Genomic DNA, 19,342 nt, shown 5'->3' with positions numbered 1-19,342 from the left:
GATTTTAACCAAAGGGGCTTTAGTGGAACTTACTGGGCGAGTAAGTGCAAGGGCGTGGCTTAGCAAAGACGGAGAACCCAAAGCAGGACTTAATTTTCATACCTTAAAAATTAAGTTACACGCAAGTGGACAAAGACAGAACACAGAAACAACCAACGGAAAGGGAGTGATAACACCACAACCGATTGAGGANACCGAAGATGATTTACCATTTTAATTAACAGAGTAACAAAAGACAATTTAGGAACATTTAAAATTTTAGAACAATGGCACATAACATTAATTACAACAGCAGAACGGGAAAGTATAGTTTTTTCAGCGTAAAGGAAAAGGCTTGGCACGGATTGGGACAAATCGTAAGCGAACACCCAACAAGTGCAGATGCGATAAGACACGCAGGATTAGACTTTGAAGTCAGCAAAGAGCCTTTATACACTAAGGGTAAGGGTTTGAAAACCACCGAGCAGGGAATAGAGTTTTACGACAGCGAAATCGAAGTGCCGAACGCCTTTGCCACGATGCGAGATGATAACAATGAGATTTTAGGCGTAGTGGGTAAAGACTATCAAGTTGTGCAAAATCACGAGGCATTTGCCTTTTTTGATGAAATTGTCGGAGGTGGCAATGGAATTTTGTACGAAACCGCAGGGGCTTTAGGCAAAGGCGAAAGGATTTTTATAACCGCCAAATTACCAAGTTATATCCGAGTGGGTAATGGCGATGATGTAACGGAAAAGTACATTTTCTTAACTACGAGCCACGACGGAAGTGGGAGTATCACAGCCGCCTTTACGCCTATCCGAATAGTGTGTCAAAACACTTTGAATGTTGCATTTCGCAATATGAATAATGTGGTTCGTATCCGACACACTTCAGGTGCAAAACAGCGGTTAGCCAACGCACACAAAGTTATGGGATTAGCCAACAAATTAAGTAACCGATTAGAGGGAACATTTAACGAGTGGGCAAAAATCCGAGTAAACGACCGAGAGGTAAAAAAACTGATTGAATTGGCTTTGTGTCCTAATAAAGAAACATTAGAACACTTGAAGAAAGGCAATACTGATGAACTATCGACCGTCTTTAAAAATACCGTTGATGATGCTTTTATGTACGCAATGGTTAGCGATAGCCAACAAATGGAAACCACAAAAGGGACTTTGTTTGGTGCATACAACGCAGTAACGGGGTACTATCAAAATGTATGTAATTACAGAGATGACGAGAGCAAATTGAAATCCTTAGTTATGGGCGGAACTGCACAAAGCAGAGGACAAAAAGCCTTTGACCTTTGTAATGTTTTCGCAGAACACGGAGAAGATATGTTTTGCTATAACTAACAGAGGATAACGGAAAATTAAATACTAACCAAAAGGCGGTTATATCCATAATCGCCTTTAAAAAACCAAGATACAATGGCAAATTGGTGCAATAATATACTGACTTTTGAGGGTACAGAAGAACAAATCCAAGAGGTAGATGCTATCTTCCAAAAGATGATTGACAAGGAACAGCAAGAGGAGTGCGGACAACTACCTAATTTTATCAAAGACGGAAATACTTACTTTTTTAGTATAGACCAACAAAGCGAGGGCGTATATAGTTACGATACCAAATGGAAACCAAACCTTAATGAAGTCCGTCAGATAGCCAAAAAGGTGGGTATCACAGATTTTGTACACGAATATGAAGAATTAGGATGCTTAATATATGGAAAAGCAGTTTGTACAAATAATGTAATTATAGAGTATGATTTAGAGAACGAGGATTTTGAAAAGTATGAATTTAATGAAGATGAATGTACTTACACTTTTGCAAGCGAGGTATATCAAAGTGAATGGGAAATCTTAGATATTCTTTTAGATGATAGAATAAATAACATAAAATAATACGACATAAAATGTACGAAAAAACAAGTAAAGGAACTATCTACTATTGGGAGTTAGCAGGTAGTCAAGGGGCAAGTTTTATAGTTTTTGCAAATGGTAAGGAATATCAACGAGCCAAAGCAGAAATAAAACGCAATAGAGATGTAGTACATATCCGTAGAGCCAATCAATATGATTATTACTGCAAGTTTAGACAAGAAGTATTTGCCGATGATTTAACCCAATCGCTACAATGGTGGCAGATAGACTTTGATGAAAACGACTGGCGTATGGATATGAATGTAAAGGAATTTATTAACAATAATATAGAGAAGTGGAAATCAATAAAAACAAATCCCTACTCATACGAATAATTTTAAAGTTATGAAAAAAACAGACAAACCAACAGAGCATATTTTAGTAAAAGCCCACACAGACAGCGAATGGGATAGTTGCGACTTTGCGATTATTACTATTTCGCAAAGGTGGAAAGAGCAACAAGCCAAACGCCTTAAAATGTTAGAGAGTATAAAGGATGACGACTATTTTTTATCGGTAAGTTACCGAGATACTTTTGTGGATTTTTACAAGACCACACAATTAAAGTTAAGCGAAGAACCGACCCCAAATTTAGAAAGTTTATTAGGCGATGCGGATTGGACTTTTGTAGAGTTAGAGCAGGAAGAACAAGAACAATTTTCAGTACCTCAAAGCACTTTAAATTGTTATAAAATTTCGTTTGAAAGATTGGGATTTTTCTCCTATAAAGCCAACGGAAAGCATACGAGCGAAGAATTTTGGACAGCCGAAATAGACTTAAAAGAAATTTTAACTAATTAAAAAATAAGATAATGAATACTATCACAATACAAGTTTACAAATACGAGGAGTTAGACCAAAAAGTACAAGAAAAAGTATTAGACAAGTACCGATACAAAGAGGTCGAGAGCCACTGGTGGTGGCAAAACACTTACTTCGATTTTGTGGAGATATGCTCAAAATTAGAAATAGATGTAAATCCGTCTGAAATTTTTTTTAGTGGATTTTATAGTCAAGGTGACGGAAGTAGTTTTGCGTGTAATATACTTGATATAAGAAAGTTTATACAAGCCGTTAAAGATGAAAAATGGAAGATACACGCACCTAATCAAGTATTTGACTTTGATACTTTGGATATGGATAAAAGAGTGCTTGAACTTATTAAAAACGGATATATAGACATTTATTTTAAGACCTATAATAAACCCCGATACCATTATATGCACTTTGATTGGAAATACACTTTTAGAGATAATAACAAGGAATACCCACATATTGAACATCAAATTGAGAAATTATTAAAATGGACAGAGAGTATTTTAAATGATTTAAACCAATATCTATACGAGGAACTACAAGAAGAATACGAAAGGCTAACCGCTGATGAGTATATAATACAAATGTTTGCTGAAGAAAACTACCAATTTACAAACAAAGGGTATCCAATAGATAAAATAACCCATTTAAAAACCTCAGAAGTATGAAAAAGGTATATATCATCTTTACAACCGACAAATGGCACAGCAATGAAAGTAAAACAATAGAATATGTTACGAAAAAACTTAAAACAGCCATTGAACTGATTGCCGAAATTAGCAAAGAGAGATACGGAAAAGAATTATCAAAGCACGATTTGTATATGCTTGAAAACAAAAGGCAAACACAAGGATTTGATGAAGAAACAGAGTATATAATTGAAGAATACAATGTAATTTAAAAGTTAGAAACAATGAACACAAATTTTTTTAAACAAATAGTAGAATTAGAAATTGAGGGAACACTCAATCTAACAATTAGAAAAGATGCTGAAAACATAGTAATATCCATATTATTAAACAATGATGCGTGCGGTGATAAGGCGAAAAACCTTATCCCACCACTAACCCTAAAGGGAACAGCCGAAGAATTGGACGAGCAGTTTTTTGCTACCATAGTACAACCGATTGAAACATCATCAAAACTTATGGTCGATATGGAAAACTATCTAAAAGCACAAGAAAAAGCCAAAAAGCAATCAGCAATGGAAAAGGAAAAAGCAGATAAGGAAAAGAAAGAGAAAGAAAAGCGTGATAAGAAGTACAATGAACTTATGGAAAAGGTGGAAGAACTTGCTAAGCAAGATAAACCGAGAGAAGCGTGGACAAAGTTGCCAAGTGTCGAGGATTATCCCGAATTCGCTGACAAGATTAGAAAGCGTAGAACCGAACTTTCTGCAATTTTTCAACCGAGTTTATTCTCAACTGAATAATTAATCTTTAAAAATCAATATTATGTTATTAGCAACAGAATTAAAACGAGTATTTAAACTCAAAGATAACGGACAAGAAATTACACTTACAGACCCCAATCCACAATGGAGTGTCGATGCGGTATTAAATTTTTACTCAAACCAATATCCGATATTGACGACCGCCAAAGTATCACCCCCTAAAATTGAGGAAGATAGTGTACAATATGTATTCGAGAGCGTAATGGGAACGAAAGGCTAAACATTAAGTTATGGAAACAAAAGACAGAGCAGAAATCCACCAAAATGGAAAATGGATATTAAAAGGCGATATAACATCAATTAAGGTATTTTTTAAAAACCTTATAGGCGAGAATTTTCAAGGCAAAGCGTATGATGATTATATCGAGTATGTAGCCTTAAAGCAGGGATTTGTAAAAGGAGAAATCCAACTTTATATAGATGAAAAGTATATCAGTAACGGAACAATTAAATAAAATGAATTATGCAACCACAACATATCATCAAGGGAAATTTACACCTACCAAAGAAGAACACGAAACGCAACGAAATATTGTGCCGACAACTAGCGGAGTTTTTGGACTTTATCAAGAGAGCCAAAGACCAAAACGAGGTACAGAAAGACAAGCAAAAAAGCGTACCCACAAACCAAGTGCCAATGATATTCTAAGGAATGTTTTTATGCCGAAAATGTTAGAAACCAAAGGGATAAGTATTAACGAAAGGGATTTTTTTAAGTCCCTTTCTAAACTTGCCGAGCATTATGGATTTTCTCCAGCAGACACCCAAAATGAACCTTATCCGTACAATGTTCATTTAGCCTATCATCACGCAAAAAAGCAGTTACATCAAAATGAATTTTATTCTAATTTAAGGATATTAAAAAACGAAGAAGAAAGTTATTTATCTATTGAAGAAACTTTTTGCACAAACCATTCATTGTATCATATACCGATAAAGCCTTTATATTGGATGCTTAGAGATAAAAAAACAAAGCCTTTGGCAAAATTGCTTTTATCTGTTTACGCTTACTTTTGTAGGGTTGGTGTTCCCTATTATAAGAATGATGATTTTTTATGTTACCGATACGAGATATTGACCGAATGGATTATGTTTGATGAGCCATATAGCGATGAAGAATGCCAAGAACAAAAAAGAAATTTACAAACACTAAAAGAGTGTAATACATTAGGCGACCTTATGTACAAGAAAATCAAAAATTCTAATAATTTAGATTTTTTTGAACGCCGATTAAACACTTTTAAAGTCCGAAACCCCTTTGATTTAGAATATAAACAATTAGCCGAAAAAGTATATCAATTGTATAAAGATTATCCGAATGAAAACATTTTTAGGTATAGCAATTACCAACCCCAAGAAGACGAAGAATATGAAACCATCACAATGGATAAATATATCGGTTTTGTACCGACAGCCAATGATTGTATAAGTAACCAAATAGTCGAAATGCTCAATAGCGAATTTAATGAGTGTATCGAGATTGACCAACCCACTATTTATAGAAAGTTTAGTAAAAATCACAAAAAAGATACACGCAATTTTGATTTTGAGAGAAGATTATTTGAAAGTATTTCAGACACCTATCATTTATTCAACTAAAAAACCAACAGAAAATGAATAACATACAAGATTTAACTGAACAAATAGAGCCTATTTTTTACCCAAAAAATGCTTTTGTTATTTATCAAAATAAAAATAAATCACAGACTTATATAGAACATTTTGATATTGACGAGCAAGGCAGGATGATGAATGCCCACCCTTTGAGTGTGCGAGAAAGCGAACGACTATCAAAAGCCTTAACAACCAAAGAAGAGAGAAACAAAACCTTTTTAAAACCAAAGGGAATACTACCGACTAATGTTTTACACATTAACCCGAGCGAAAAAGGCAGTTTGATATGGTACACCAAAGCACAAAAACAAAATCTATATTTTGTGGAAAGGTTAGGAATACCAAGCGGAATAGCCTTTGTTCCCCCTTTACTATGGAAAGCAACTAAACAAAGTTTAAGCATATACTCTTTAAAGTCTAACCGCAGACCCACAGCCAAAACAAAATTGTATTACGCCCCCTTTATGAATGTATATGAAAAAGGTAGTGTATGTATGGGAACAGTCGATATAGATATTGAAAAATCAACTTCATTAGAGGAATTTATGCAATTATGGGAAACCTATTTCTTCAATAGTTATTTTAGTCATTTACAAAATTTCAACCCTATCAATGGTAATTGTGTAAGTCTTTGGAAACAACTTATTAACACAGAAGAAAAATTCCCATTAGAAGAATTAAAATCAAATAACAAATCCCTAAATGATATTATATAATGGTAACGAGAGATAAAATACACTATACAGATAATAGCCTTATCAATGCGACTAACCCAATAACTATCCATTTGATTGGTGCAGGAGGAACTGGCTCACAAGTTTTGACCGCCCTTGCAAGAATGAATACAGCACTTATAGAATTGGGACACGCAGGATTTTCGCTTATGCTTTGGGACGATGATACGATTAGCCAAGCCAATTTAGGCAGACAACTTTTTGCCGAGAGCGAGGTGGGTATGTATAAATCCATTGCTCTAATCAATAGGCTAAACCGATTCTTTGGCACGAATTGGAAAGCAAAAACTATTAAATTTACAAAGGATTGTCAGAAAAACAATTCTCACGAGATTGTAAGTAATTTGTATATCACTTGCGTAGATAGTTTGAACGCCCGTTTTGAAATTGCGGACATCATTGAAGATTGTTCAAAAAATAGTAGTCGTTTTCAACGCAACCAACCGAGATATTGGCTTGACTTTGGTAACAGCCAATATACAGGACAAGTCATTTTATCCACGATAGGCAAACACGAGCAACCGAAGTCAAAGAAATATAAAACCATTAGAAAACTACCCTTTATTACAGATGAATTTGCAAGTTTATTAAAGCAGTCTGAGAAAACGGACGATACACCCAGTTGTTCACTTGCAGGTGCTTTGTACAAGCAGGATTTGTTTATAAATTCTACATTAGCACAAATGGGTACTTCTCTTTTGTGGGATATGTTTAGAAACGGATTTGTAAAACATAGAGGTTTCTTTTTGAATTTAAAGGACTACCGCAGTCAGCCTTTGCCCCTTTAATGGGACAAAGGCGGTTCAAAAAAGACTTTGCATACATTCGTCGCTAATCGATAAATCTCTGCAATGCAGGTTTATCGATACGCTCCTCATTCCTTTAAATACTTTTTTGAACAGAACCAAAGGAAACAAGCCTATTGCTTATAACACCGTACAAGTACGACTCTCCATAAGCAAAACGCTTGAGATTTTTTGCGGACTTCTTTTTCTTTCTGAGGCAAAGAAAAAGAAGCAAAGTGGCGTGAATACATGGAACGGCAGTATGTGGGAAGCCCTAAATTAAGATTGGATTGTTTTTGAATAAGAATATTTTTTAAGTAGATATAGCTATTTGTGATAATTATCCTCTAATACTTTCAAAATATCGCTTTCCTTATATAATATTTTGCCCTCAATTTGAATATAAGGTAAAAAGCCATCATCTCTATATTGTTGGAGTGTTCGAGTAGTAATATGCAGTATTTCACAGACTTCTTTGCCTGTCAAATAGATTTCCCCGTTCATCACAGGTCTAAAGTTATTTATGATAAATTGTACATATTGTGACAATCGTTCTACTTGCTTTTTATAACGAGCAATTTGTTCGTTTTTTTCTGTCAATAAATCCATTATTTCTCGGTGTTTTGATAATTTTCTGCTAACAAACGGTCTATATCTGTTTGCTTATAATAATTTTTTCGATTGATGTATGAATACGGAAGTATGCCCCGGTCTTTGTAGTTTTGTAAGGCTCTTTTACTGATGCCCAAAAGTAAACAAACTTCCTGTGTGTCCAACCATTTTTCTTTTTTACAAATTGATTGATAACTGTCTGCAACCGACTTCGTCCGTTGCACCAAGTCCTCTAACTTTTGATTGATTTGTTCAAAAACGACTTTATCTATAACTACCACTTCCATAATTTAGTATCTTTTGGGGCGAAGATACTTTGAATGCAATTCAGTGAAGTAAAGACGGTTTCGTTTGGAACTTTATGGCTTTGTTTGGAAGTTTAGGTTTCTTTTATAGCATAGATATTAGTTTGTTAATTATTCAAATAAAAGCCACTTACTTCCAAAACTTACAATGCTGCTGGAAAGAAGGATTTCCTATAAAATAAGTCTTAGATTTAATTATTTTTTAGTACTTAAATCACTAATAAAAGAATTAATTTATAATTTAACAACCTGTTAAACAGTGTTTTAAACCTAATTAATTATTTTACAAGTAAAAAAAATACAATATTTCTTTTTTTATTGAAATATTTTTCTGTATATTTGTTTTAAGTTTAACAAATTAAAAATGTTTTATTATGAAAAAAGTAGTTTTATGTGCAGTACTAGCTGCAGGAAGTTTAGCACTTTACTCTTTTAGAGGAGTGGATAAAGTAAAAACTTTTAGTGAAAATCAATTGGATAGTACTCCAGTTAAGGAGTTTAGAAACTTTCGTAAATCTTCCAAAACATTTTCTGACAAATTCACTCAATGGAGAGAGGAATGGGTTCAATACCACACTATTGCAAAGATGGAGGCGGATTTAGATGAGATGAATAAAGTTTTAGATAATTTCTAATTGATTTGCTAAACGACAATAACTACTTGACTACACAGTCAAGTAGTTATTTGTTATTAAATTATAAAGTGAATATGGTAAAATTGAAAATAAAATTATGAAAAAGAGTAAGTTTTTAGTAGTCATTATGTTTTTTTATTTTTTGGGGTTTATACATGCTCAAAATAAACAAAATAAAATTGTCGTAGCGCAATATTCACTATTTCCTTACAGTGAGGAATATCTAAGTGTTGGGGCGGAAAATTCGACACAGAAAAATAAGGATTTCAATTTAGCTCTCAGAAAAACTCTAGAATTCAAGTATACTTTACTATTAAATGAGAGTACTAAACAATCTGTTTTTTATTTGGATTCGCTAGTGACTAGAAAAGTTAAGGGTAAGGAAGATTTTTGGATTGAAGCGGAAAGTAAAATGCCTTATGCGTTTAAAAAAGGGGATTATTTTTATGCAAAAGAAGAAGTTTTTGGTAAAGAAGTTTATTTAATATCTGATAAATCATTTAGTTATGAATGGGAAATAAAAAACGAAGTGAAAAAGATTAACGGAATTAGTTGTCAGAAAGCAATATCAAATATAAAGGGAAATAAAGTAATTGCTTGGTTTACTAAAGATATTCCTGTTTCTTATGGTCCTTTGAACTATTGGGGGCTTCCTGGATTAATTGTACAGGTAGAAAATTTCTTTAGTACTATAACCTTAACGAGCATAAAATATTCGAATGATACTCTATTTTTTGAGGAAAAATTTTCTAAATATGAAAAGGAGTATAATCAAAGAAAAAATGAAAGTGAGGTTAAACTCCCAATCTTTTTAATTAAAAAAGCCTCTTTAATTGAGCAGTTGAAATCTATGATGTAATATAATTAGTTATGAAATATAAGTTATATTTTTTCATCCATTTTTTGGTTATTGCAATAATATCATTAAATTCAGTAATATATAGTTATGTTGACTATAAGGGGATTGAGAGTGAAAATGCTGAGGATTTTAACGAACTTGTGAATAAATTTATGCATAATTCTATATACAATAGTTATGCTATTTTTACTGGAACAAATACTGGATATGGGTTTTATGGTATAAATGTCGCCACGTACAAATTTTTTGTTGTGGAACTTTACGATTCTAATGATGATTTAATTCACAAAACGTCTACTTTTGACTTTAAAAACAAAGCGAATCTGCAACGTTTTGATGTTCTTTCTTCAAAAATTGCTAATTCTATTACTGAAATCAAAAAAAATAAAGATGATGATAAAAAGTCGAAAATCTTTGGTATGAAAAAAGATTTAACAAAAAAGATTTTCAAGTATATCGGTTTGCAACAGGCTAAAAAATATAATAATTGTAAATACTATGTTGTTAAACTATATACACTAATTCCTGATGATATATGGGATAATGAAAATTATAATCTTTTAAAAAATGTGGCAAAATATGAAACTTATAAATTTGAATTATAAACCTAATTATTATCAAATATGTGGTTTATTTAGAATAGCGATTGTGCTTCTTGCTATTATTGATTTATTTTCATTAATCTATGATTTCAACTTATTCTTTTCTGAAAAAGCTATTTTACCTATACAATTAGGGTTAATAGATTCAGAGTATTTTTCAATGTTAATCCCCATCTATAGTTTACTAGAGAATAATAGTATTGAGATAACTTACTTTTTCTATATAATAATTAGCGTATATATTATAGTCTTGTTAATGTGTATTGCAGGTTTTTGTACGCGTATTTCTTTTCTACTTGCTATTTTACTTCAAATTTTGATTTTTAGATCTATCCCAAGTTTTAATTATGGATACGATCAGTTTATAACTATGTCTTTTTATTATTGTTTAATATTCCCAGTAGGAAAAGCATACTCTATTGATTCTATAAATAAAAACTATATCCCTAAAGTTCCAAATTTCTTCTTTTCTTTAGCTACATTTTTAAAAGTACATTTGTGTATTGTTTATTTCACCTCAGGGTTGGCAAAGTGTACCGATCCTAATTGGTGGAATGGAAATGCTATTTGGAGAGCTATGGCAGATCTTAGCACTGAGTTTTATATAAGTCCTTATATATTAATGGCTATATCAATAGGAACTCTAATTATAGAGTTATTATACCCAATTTTTGCTTTTATTAAGTTTAAATTTCTTAGAAGAACGCTTGTTATTAGTATAATACTTATGCACTTAGGCATTGGTGTCTTTCTTGGTCTCTCGTCATTTGCAACCGTAATGATTATTTGGAATATTACAGCATTCTATAAAGATTTCTCTCATGAATAAAATATTTGTTTTTATATTTGTTTTCACAATTTTCTTAAAAGGCTATAGTCAACAGTCTATAAATGGAATTGTAACTGATATGTATGACTATCCAATATCGGATGTGTCTATATTATTATATCAACAAAACGATACTTTATCTATTAAATCTCACACTACAACTAACTCCAAAGGGGAGTTTAATCTACTCATACCAGACAATAAAGGTTATTTATTTGAGGCATCATTACTTGGCTATAAGACTAAAAAAACAAAAATAACTCCTAGTAAATCTAAATATAAGGTTCAACTTGAAGAAAAGTTTGTCGAGTTACAAGAGGTGGTGATAACTGCTACGGTTTTGAGGGATATTATTGATTTAAAGAGAGATACTCTAAAATTTAAAGATAATGCTACCTTAAAAGATATTTTAAAAGACAACGAAGGAATAGAAATTACCGATGGAGATGGTATAAAATATATGGGAGTTCCAATAAATAAAATATTAATTAACAAAAAAGAAGTTTTTGTTAATCAAAACTCATTAGCTATCAACAATCTAACAAATGAAATGATTGATAATATACAAGTTATCAATAATCACAAAGACAAGTTTAATATAGATTTTGATAATTTTGAGGAAACAGTTATAAATGTAGATGTTAAAAAGAAATTTAGAGGAGCAATAAAAGCAGAATTAGAAATGTTGGGTGGATATAAACACGCTTTTGATGTAAATGCAAAAAGTATGTTTTTTTCTGATAAATTTAATGCCTTTCTTATTCAAAATACAAATAACATAAATGAAAGAAAAGCGAATTTATCGGAAATAAGCAAACGATATTCTGAACCGTCAAGTTTTTATGGAGAAAATCTGAATCAAATTATTTTAGGAGAAAACGATGTTAAAAAAGATTTATCAAATAATACTTACCTTTTACTAAAACGAGAGGAAGAAAAATTAAAAAGTAATTTGAATCTTGGATATTTAACTGGCAGACAGAATATAGTAAACCAAACTGAAATTACTCAAAACTCTAACCTTCTCTCTAATGAGAATTCTTCAATGGAACAGAAAGGAAACTTATTTTATGGGGATTTAAATGGAATATACCTTTTGACAGAGAGCTTTTCGTTATCTTTGAACTCAAAAATAGATTTTTTGCACAATGATATAAATTGGCAAACTGATAAGAAAATTTTCCCTAATGGTTATTTTAATAATCTTAACGATAATAAAAATTATAGTTTTTTAATAGAAAATACAATTGGTTCAAAAAAACTTTTTAATAAAAAATGGCTACTAAATACTGAACTAACACATTACTTAGAAAACAGTAAAGATCAATACATTAATACCAACTCTAATCATCAAAAATTAGAACTAAATAATAATAACTTGAATATTTCTTCAGAGTTATCTTACCAATATTCAAAAATATTTAATCTTGGGGCAAAATTACAATATAAAACAAGCAATGAAACAGCCAACGATATTATTAAAAATAGTAATAGTTTGAAGCGTAACTATCAATACAGTGATTTTAGATTAACTTCAAGAGGAAGAAATAAAAAGATATATTATTTCATCAATGTGGGAGCAGGTATTTTCTCATTTAAAGAAAAATTAAAGTGGATATTTCCAGTATCTACATCATTAAACTATCGTATTTCTAGCACGAAGTCCGTTAATTTTTCTTATGAGAATAACTGGAGAATGGAACCTATAGTAAATAGTCTAGATGCTTTATATTCAAAAAACAATATGTTGATATTCAGCTCTGATTTTAAGAATAATTTATCACAAAATCAGACTGCAATTATAGAATACAATATCTCAAATATCGCTAAATCTAAAGGTATTTCTTTTATGTTAATTGGTAATAAACAAAATGATTTTACACAATTAACTATAAAAGACCTTTCAAATAGTTTGATTACTTATGAAAGACTGTTATTTGATGAGAGAAATTCTGTCTATTTTAAGCACCGATATAGTAAAGGTTATTACTTTTCTCCCAATTATCACCAAATAAGATGGATGTATGATGTTGGACTTAATCTCTCTAACGGAGATATTTTTTATAACAAAAATTATGAAAAACTAATAACTAAAAGTTATAATTTGGGGCTATCTGTAGGCTTTGTTTTTCAGGATTTATTTTTAACAAATCTTTCATTAAAACATAGTTTTAATACTGTTAACTCTATTATTAAAAAATCTACTATAAATAAAATTTCCTCTAATACTACTACATTATACTTAGATAAAATTTTGGATAAATATGATTTCTCATTAGAAGCTTACAGGCAACAATTTTTTACTAATAATAAAAATTCGGAGCGTTATGATTTGAATTTAAGTGCTCAATACAAAGTAAACAAGAATACCTCTATCAAAATATTTGGAAAATCACTATTTAGTTTATTCAAAATAACGGATAATAACGCAAATGTATCAACGAATTCAAGTACAGGTTATAATGTTACAATTATTAATGATAATATATTGGGGTATGCTACCATTGGAGTAAATTATAAGTTTTAAGACAAATGAAATCCCTTATTGTTATATATGATGACTGGTGTCCAAACTGTAATTGTTTTTCCAAATCTATAAAAAAGTTGGACTGGTTCAATCTAGTAAAATTTTATAAATTAAGAAACGATTATAATGATTTTTTCTTAAAGGATTTAGATAAAGAAAAATCTGAGAAACAGATGGCTTCTTACATAAATGAATGGAAATACGGCTTTGAGTCTTTATACTTGATTTCCCTCAGAGTCCCATTATTTTGGTTAATAATCCCCCTGATGTTAATTTTAAAATTAACAGGAGTTGGTCAAAAAATTTATTTAGAAATAGCTGTGAGAAGAAAAATTGTCCCCTTGCATTGTAGTAAAGATTGCAGAATAGATAACAATAATAATTAAAAATCCATAGAAAACTCCAAGCCATAATTTGTTATTTGTTTTTTTGTTCAATTTTTACAGGCTCTTTTTTATCCGTTTTCTTATTTATACTTCTATAAAAGACAATGCCCATTAGTAAACCAAATAAAATAAGCACCCAAGCAATCAACATACCAAACTTCTCTAAAATCCTCACAATAACCGCTTTTTCATAACTCGAAAAGGTTTCTTTTCCTGCAACATTCCTGCGGTAAAATCTTCTACGGTTAATCCAATAGCGTAAGGCTATCCCTACTAACAAAATTATTATTCCAGAATAAAGTCCAAAAGTATCTACACTAATTCTTAAAGTTGTAATCATAATCGTTTTTAATTAAATTTTACAATGGTTTTAAGTCTGATAAGGAGTTCTCTGAACCTTGCTCTTCAAATTCCGAATTAATATTAATTTGAATAATATTTCTATCCGCTTTGAAGACTATCTTAGTTCTAAACAGTAATGCTAATAATACTTGTAAATTCTCCTCATCCTCAATAGAAGAATCTACATATTGCTCCTTTATATTTTTATTTTCGGGTAAATTTATATCTATTACTTTTCCATATACATTCCATTCTTTGACCAATGGTTGATCAAGTTTAAGCAATTTTTTCTCTGCCTCTGATATCTCTAAAGGTTCTATTTTTGGTAAATCTTGTTTCCTTAATATGAATATAGTATTTGTGAAATCTGTTGAAGGTAGGTGTATAATTTTATCTTTGTACTTACTCTTATTCAAGGCATCTTTTACTTTATAACTAAACAAATTAAAAGCTACAATACAGACTTGAACAGTATCACCTATAATCTTATTTATACCCTCTAAAATATTATCTTTATTTAAAAGGTATCTGTGAGTTCTAGATGTAATAAAGGAGTTTGGTATATACCTTTGTATTGTCCCTCTAACAATTGAATCAGCAAACGCTCTATCATAGTTTATATGAGGAATATCATTATCTATAAAAGCTGATTTTCTAGATAATATTATAGATCCTGAAAAAGACAATTTTAAATCCTCATCATTTTCTTCACTATTTTCTTTATTCATTATATCTGAATACTGATTGAATCCATTTGTTATGATATTACTTGAAGATGCGTAGAATTTACGTATCTTATCTTTTGATAATGGAGTTGATAACTTTAAAGTTCCTATTTGTGTGTCGATACTATTTTCTAAGGTTGATAAAAAAGATTTGATATCTTTCTCGTTTTTCTCATAAATTTCTTTTAAATCAAGTGCTTCTAAAAGCCTATTGTCTTTTAAAACTGATTTTAAGCAGTGACCAAAATACTTCAAAGATTTTTTCCACTCATATAAATCATAGATTTTATCAGGGAGATTTGGTTGCCGTGTTGTGTTTCTGTAATTTAGTGTTTGAGGTAAGCTATATTGTCTTATAAATAGGATACAAATATACTTGCAAATCCATAAAGTAACCTGACCTCGGTTACCTAAATTATCTAAATCAGGAAATCGATATTTATTTAAGCCGATAAAGTTTCCTAAATGATTATTTTCATTTCTAAAATACTCAAACCATTCAAAAATATCGGTCATCGTATATGGGAGTAGCACATAGTTTGGTGGTGAACTCTGCGAATAAGTGAATAAATACTTCAACCCACTATAGTTTTGACTATATAGTAATAACCCACCCAATGCATAATGAAATTCCAAAAACCTTTTTCGCTCTAAATCTCTCTGTTCTATTTCTTCCTCGTTTGTTATTGTTAATTCGTTATTCTCATTCCGATGAGAAATGGGATAAATTTGTTCTAATTCAAACCTAAAATATTGATGAGAATTAGCCCAAAATCTACCGATAAAATTAGGGTTATTCCTTATGAGAGTAATATTGTACCACAATCTACTATAAGTTTGCTCTGATATTTTAGCTCTTTGAAAATCGTTGGATAACAATAATTTACCAGTAAATACATAATCTCCTATTATTTGTAACTTATTGTCTTCTGTTTTTGTAAATTCTTTTGTTAAATCTGTTGTTATTGTATATAAATCAAACGGATATATAACCCCCTCATTATTATTATCTGTTTTTTTTCTTAGGTACTCATTTTTAAAATTAACCACCAATTCTATATAAAATTTACTAATATCGATCTCTAAGCGACTATCTTGCTTATTTACTGAATAGAGAGCCAATTCATTTATTGCTTTAAGTGAATATTGTTTTATTTCAGTAGAATTTGACTCACTATATCGCTTTTTTATGTGATTAAATAACTTTTTTATGTCTTCATTGTAAATGATTATTAAATTCAACCATCTTATAATAAAAATAACTAGTAGTATTGTAAGAACAATGGTTAAAATGTTTGCAGAATTAATTACAAACCAACAATCCTTACCGAACAAAGGAGGGAAAGAAAATACTATAAAAAATAATGAACCTAGCGAACAATAGATGATTAGTTCAATTATATTTATTCGAATCCATTTTATTTTCTTTTGTAAACACTCTGTACTAAAAAGTAATGGGATATAATTTGATTGATATTTATCCCCCATATTAGATATCTTGTTTAAGATTATAGGATAAGCTAGACCAAAAATTGCTATGATTAATGGAATACATACATCAATAACTTCTTGTCTATTATTAAAAAAAGATTCTATCATATATTAAAAGGATTTTGAGAAAGAATATGTTGGATTAATACATCTATTGAATTACTATACCAATTTAATGCATCTTCATAATTATCGTTGTTTATGGTATTTCTTCTCGTAACTCTACCTAAAGGTATTTCTAAAACATCTTGTGAATCTTCAGTAATTCCTAAACATGAAAAAAGCCAACTCCTTTCGTTACCTATGTCCCGTACTGAAGAAATTAACACATCAATGTTGTATTCCTCAGCCTTTCTTTGATAAAAACCCTCAAAGTCTTTAATTATTTTCTGAGTGTCACTTCCTGAATTAATCAAAATAATACTACTACCCTTTTGCAAAACCGCTCTAAAGTCAGTAGTCATTGTATCCTCTGAAGGATCACGAACGACATTATCTGGATCGAAAGGGTGGTTGTATATAATGTTACTGTAACCGATTTTTATAAGATAATTATACAACCTTCTAATTGTAGAAGTTTTCCCAGTATTGGGTTGTCCACCTAAAAGTAAATATTTCATAAACTAAACAGATTAATATTAGTGACACAAATTTACATTATTTCAATAATAGATGAAATAAAAATCCCAATATTTTTAAAAATATTGGGATTTTTAAAATCTATTTACATATATGTTTTACTCCTTTTCTTTCTTAGCATTAAACTCAAAGTTCAGTTTTTGTTCTTTGCTTTTGCTATCGGCAATCCAAACCTCAAAACTTTGTGTATTGTTAGATTGGGAAGTATAATACAATCTAAAAGTTCGGTTAGGGATTATATAAATATCATTCGGTAAGAAAGGCTCTTGATTCGCAAATTGCAGCGTTCCATCACCTTCAAACTGAAAGTATCGTAAGGTATATGTTTCACCTTTGTACTTTTGCTCTGATACGATTTGACAACGAATTTCTACCGTTTGCCCTTGCTGAATATCGTTCGGTACAGGCATTGTTTTGACTTCAAAAGGAAAGCTGGTTTGTATATCTAGTCTGTCTTCACAAGCCATAAGCCCCAGCAAGATTATTATTGCTACACTAATTTTTACAAAATGTTTCATTTCTTTGATTTTTAAAAGTTTATAAAGTAATTCTAAATCCTAATCCGATATGTGGACGCAGTTGCTCTCGTTGTGTTCCCCATAGCATTTGTGTTTGCCCTTGTAAGAAGACAAGTACATCTCCTACCAGATAACGCTCTAATCGTAGCCTTGCTAATCCACCATAAACCACGGCATCTTTATTATTGATGACCGCACCATCGAATAGTGTGTGATTTCCTTGATTGATGAGTTCATAGCCTACCACGCCACTCAATCCAACATTGAGCGATACATTTCGGCTACTATTCCCAATAAGGCTTAGCGAATAACCACTTTCGGCAGTAAAGGTTTCTATAGGTAAATCCTGTTCTCGATAGATATACACATTACGAGTATAAGCCACTCCAAATTGCCAATAATCGCCCTCACGGGTATAGCGAACATAACCTAATCGAATATCATAGGCTTTGGTATCAAGTTTCAAGGAAGTTGGAAGCAAGTTCACACTTGCCTCCAATCCTTGTTGCCCAGGGAATAGTCGTTGAGCGTTCAACAGACTGATCCCTCCAAGCAAACCACACATCACTAACAATAATCTTTTCATCGTGTTATAATTTTAAGTTGAATTGTTGTATTTCTCTTGCGTAAATTAAGTCTTCATTACCAATGGTAAAAGACTGATAGCGACTATCATTTTTCTCAAAAATTTCCACTTTGAGTAATTTATCATCGTCTAAGGTTAATTGTTCCAACATATATACGGCATTGGCTTTACTTCTTGCCTCTACTCTTTGTAATTCCTTATAGGTGCGTAAAGGTTGAATAGGAATTTCTTGGGCGACCTCCTTTTTTCCTGTCGATTTATCGACAATTTTAAAAGTAATAAAATCTACTTGATAAGGCAGACTACTTCGGTTTTTCATACGAATATCAAAGTATAATTTCCCTTGATAGACATAGATTCCTCTAAGTAGGAACTGAATACCTGCATTTTTAGAACCGATATGCTTAATAAACTTTCGTTTTTGTTGGTAAATAGATTCCATAATGAGTTGAGCCACCGCAGGCGATTGGCGACCTATATCTGTAAATAAAATATCCGTTTTTGTACTAAAATCTTCAATATTATACTCGTTCATAATGCGTTTAAAATCCATAGTTGTTACTGTAGGATTTTCATTATAGAAAATATTGAAATTGTAAAAGCGACCATCTTGGGTGATCACTGATAAGTTAGTAGTCGTTAGAAAATCGGGGGTAGTTGCCTTCACACGCAGTACATTTTCAGAGTTTTGGGCTTTGTCAGCAATGAGATTTTCGCTTCCTAAATCTACATAAGTGATGGGTGAAGGGAATATCAAATGCGTTGTTTTGTCGTAAGCTACTTCTAAAAAATAAGGTTCAATTTTGCCCGGTGTTACAGGTTTTGATACTTCAGTTTCCGAAATTATATCATTTTCATAATAGATGCTATCCGTTTCAATGGTTGGGGTTTCTGTTTGTGCATAGACACTTCCGATTGTTAGCAAGGAAGTTACGATTAAAATTTTGTGTAATGATTTCATAGATACTAATTTTTGT

Annotated in this window: 26 protein-coding genes and 1 pseudogene; 19 read left to right on the top strand and 8 right to left on the bottom strand. The window is 31.2% G+C overall.

The window, feature by feature from the left end; translation table 11 throughout:
• The 13 genes and pseudogenes from C237_RS15250 to C237_RS0107865 all read left to right on the top strand — a co-directional run.
• Positions 1 to 217, top strand: a pseudogene (locus C237_RS15250) (single-stranded DNA-binding protein); the annotation flags it as partial.
• A gap of 49 nt (positions 218 to 266) precedes the next feature.
• Positions 267 to 1,340, top strand: a complete 1,074-nt coding sequence (locus C237_RS0107920) for a DUF932 domain-containing protein (protein ID WP_018675966.1) — start codon at positions 267 to 269, stop codon at positions 1,338 to 1,340.
• A 75-nt stretch (positions 1,341 to 1,415) separates the two neighbouring features.
• A complete protein-coding gene (locus tag C237_RS0107915) occupies positions 1,416 to 1,889 on the top strand; it encodes a DUF1281 family ferredoxin-like fold protein (RefSeq protein WP_018675965.1) in 474 nt (157 codons plus the stop codon).
• Positions 1,890 to 1,900: 11 nt separating this feature from the next.
• On the top strand, positions 1,901 to 2,242 hold the full coding sequence (locus C237_RS0107910; RefSeq protein WP_018675964.1) for a hypothetical protein: 342 nt from the start codon (positions 1,901 to 1,903) through the stop codon (positions 2,240 to 2,242).
• 10 nt (positions 2,243 to 2,252) lie between these two features.
• Positions 2,253 to 2,708, top strand: a complete 456-nt coding sequence (locus tag C237_RS0107905) for a hypothetical protein (RefSeq protein ID WP_018675963.1) — start codon at positions 2,253 to 2,255, stop codon at positions 2,706 to 2,708.
• A gap of 11 nt (positions 2,709 to 2,719) precedes the next feature.
• Positions 2,720 to 3,391 (top strand): hypothetical protein, encoded by a 672-nt coding sequence (locus C237_RS0107900; protein ID WP_018675962.1) that lies wholly within the window; start codon positions 2,720 to 2,722, stop codon positions 3,389 to 3,391.
• Positions 3,388 to 3,624, top strand: coding sequence for a hypothetical protein (locus C237_RS0107895; RefSeq protein WP_018675961.1), 237 nt, complete (start codon positions 3,388 to 3,390; stop codon positions 3,622 to 3,624). Before C237_RS0107900 ends, C237_RS0107895 begins: the two co-directional genes overlap by 4 nt.
• A 12-nt stretch (positions 3,625 to 3,636) precedes the next feature.
• Positions 3,637 to 4,155, top strand: coding sequence for a PRTRC system protein E (locus C237_RS0107890; protein WP_018675960.1), 519 nt, complete (start codon positions 3,637 to 3,639; stop codon positions 4,153 to 4,155).
• A gap of 22 nt (positions 4,156 to 4,177) precedes the next feature.
• Positions 4,178 to 4,396, top strand: coding sequence for a PRTRC system protein C (locus tag C237_RS0107885; RefSeq protein ID WP_018675959.1), 219 nt, complete (start codon positions 4,178 to 4,180; stop codon positions 4,394 to 4,396).
• A gap of 10 nt (positions 4,397 to 4,406) precedes the next feature.
• Positions 4,407 to 4,631 (top strand): DUF7688 family protein, encoded by a 225-nt coding sequence (locus tag C237_RS0107880; protein ID WP_018675958.1) that lies wholly within the window; start codon positions 4,407 to 4,409, stop codon positions 4,629 to 4,631.
• Entirely contained in the window at positions 4,597 to 5,775 is a 1,179-nt protein-coding gene (locus C237_RS13130; RefSeq protein ID WP_018675957.1) for a hypothetical protein, read from the top strand. Before C237_RS0107880 ends, C237_RS13130 begins: the two co-directional genes overlap by 35 nt.
• Positions 5,776 to 5,789: 14 nt before the next feature.
• Positions 5,790 to 6,506, top strand: a complete 717-nt coding sequence (locus C237_RS0107870; protein WP_018675956.1) for a hypothetical protein — start codon at positions 5,790 to 5,792, stop codon at positions 6,504 to 6,506.
• Positions 6,506 to 7,312 (top strand): PRTRC system ThiF family protein, encoded by an 807-nt coding sequence (locus C237_RS0107865; RefSeq protein WP_018675955.1) that lies wholly within the window; start codon positions 6,506 to 6,508, stop codon positions 7,310 to 7,312. Before C237_RS0107870 ends, C237_RS0107865 begins: the two co-directional genes overlap by 1 nt.
• A gap of 324 nt (positions 7,313 to 7,636) precedes the next feature.
• On the opposite strand, the gene C237_RS0107860 is transcribed toward C237_RS0107865, so the two are convergent.
• Together C237_RS0107860 and C237_RS0107855 are read right to left on the bottom strand one after the other, a co-directional pair.
• Complete coding sequence (locus C237_RS0107860) at positions 7,637 to 7,918, bottom strand: helix-turn-helix domain-containing protein (protein WP_018675954.1); 282 nt, start codon at positions 7,916 to 7,918, stop codon at positions 7,637 to 7,639.
• Positions 7,918 to 8,208, bottom strand: coding sequence for a helix-turn-helix domain-containing protein (locus C237_RS0107855; protein ID WP_018675953.1), 291 nt, complete (start codon positions 8,206 to 8,208; stop codon positions 7,918 to 7,920). The genes C237_RS0107860 and C237_RS0107855 overlap by 1 nt, the downstream gene beginning before the upstream one ends.
• Positions 8,209 to 8,600: 392 nt before the next feature.
• On the opposite strand from C237_RS0107855, the gene C237_RS0107850 reads away from it, so the two are divergent.
• The 6 genes from C237_RS0107850 (at position 8,601) to C237_RS0107825 (ending at position 14,064) form a co-directional block, all read left to right on the top strand.
• Entirely contained in the window at positions 8,601 to 8,861 is a 261-nt protein-coding gene (locus C237_RS0107850; RefSeq protein WP_018675952.1) for a hypothetical protein, read from the top strand.
• Positions 8,862 to 8,958: 97 nt separating this feature from the next.
• Positions 8,959 to 9,720, top strand: coding sequence for a GLPGLI family protein (locus tag C237_RS13960; protein WP_083917653.1), 762 nt, complete (start codon positions 8,959 to 8,961; stop codon positions 9,718 to 9,720).
• 11 nt (positions 9,721 to 9,731) lie between these two features.
• Complete coding sequence (locus C237_RS0107840; protein ID WP_018675950.1) at positions 9,732 to 10,325, top strand: hypothetical protein; 594 nt, start codon at positions 9,732 to 9,734, stop codon at positions 10,323 to 10,325.
• Entirely contained in the window at positions 10,300 to 11,151 is an 852-nt protein-coding gene (locus C237_RS0107835; RefSeq protein WP_156809732.1) for a hypothetical protein, read from the top strand. Before C237_RS0107840 ends, C237_RS0107835 begins: the two co-directional genes overlap by 26 nt.
• Positions 11,144 to 13,678: a carboxypeptidase-like regulatory domain-containing protein gene (locus C237_RS0107830; RefSeq protein WP_018675948.1), complete on the top strand. Its 2,535-nt coding sequence runs from the start codon at positions 11,144 to 11,146 to the stop codon at positions 13,676 to 13,678. Before C237_RS0107835 ends, C237_RS0107830 begins: the two co-directional genes overlap by 8 nt.
• A gap of 5 nt (positions 13,679 to 13,683) precedes the next feature.
• A complete protein-coding gene (locus C237_RS0107825) occupies positions 13,684 to 14,064 on the top strand; it encodes a DCC1-like thiol-disulfide oxidoreductase family protein (RefSeq protein WP_018675947.1) in 381 nt (126 codons plus the stop codon).
• A gap of 31 nt (positions 14,065 to 14,095) precedes the next feature.
• On the opposite strand, the gene C237_RS0107820 is transcribed toward C237_RS0107825, so the two are convergent.
• The 6 genes from C237_RS0107820 to traN form a co-directional block, all read right to left on the bottom strand.
• Entirely contained in the window at positions 14,096 to 14,404 is a 309-nt protein-coding gene (locus C237_RS0107820; RefSeq protein WP_018675946.1) for a hypothetical protein, read from the bottom strand.
• Between the two features lie 19 nt (positions 14,405 to 14,423).
• On the bottom strand, positions 14,424 to 16,730 hold the full coding sequence (locus C237_RS0107815) for a hypothetical protein (RefSeq protein ID WP_018675945.1): 2,307 nt from the start codon (positions 16,728 to 16,730) through the stop codon (positions 14,424 to 14,426).
• A complete protein-coding gene (locus C237_RS0107810; RefSeq protein ID WP_018675944.1) occupies positions 16,727 to 17,242 on the bottom strand; it encodes a hypothetical protein in 516 nt (171 codons plus the stop codon). The genes C237_RS0107815 and C237_RS0107810 overlap by 4 nt, the downstream gene beginning before the upstream one ends.
• Before the next feature lie 117 nt (positions 17,243 to 17,359).
• Positions 17,360 to 17,779 (bottom strand): DUF3872 domain-containing protein, encoded by a 420-nt coding sequence (locus C237_RS0107805; protein ID WP_018675943.1) that lies wholly within the window; start codon positions 17,777 to 17,779, stop codon positions 17,360 to 17,362.
• Positions 17,780 to 17,798: 19 nt separating this feature from the next.
• Positions 17,799 to 18,365 carry a conjugal transfer protein TraO gene (locus tag C237_RS0107800; protein WP_018675942.1) on the bottom strand — a complete coding sequence of 189 codons (567 nt, stop codon included), beginning with the start codon at positions 18,363 to 18,365 and terminating at the stop codon, positions 17,799 to 17,801.
• Positions 18,366 to 18,369: 4 nt separating this feature from the next.
• Positions 18,370 to 19,342: conjugative transposon protein TraN (gene traN, locus C237_RS0107795; RefSeq protein WP_018675941.1), on the bottom strand; the 973-nt coding region annotated here is incomplete at its 5' end.

This window comes from Riemerella columbina DSM 16469, from assembly GCF_000374405.1.
Classification (GTDB): domain Bacteria; phylum Bacteroidota; class Bacteroidia; order Flavobacteriales; family Weeksellaceae; genus Riemerella; species Riemerella columbina.
This window is presented reverse-complemented; position numbering and strand designations above follow the sequence as displayed.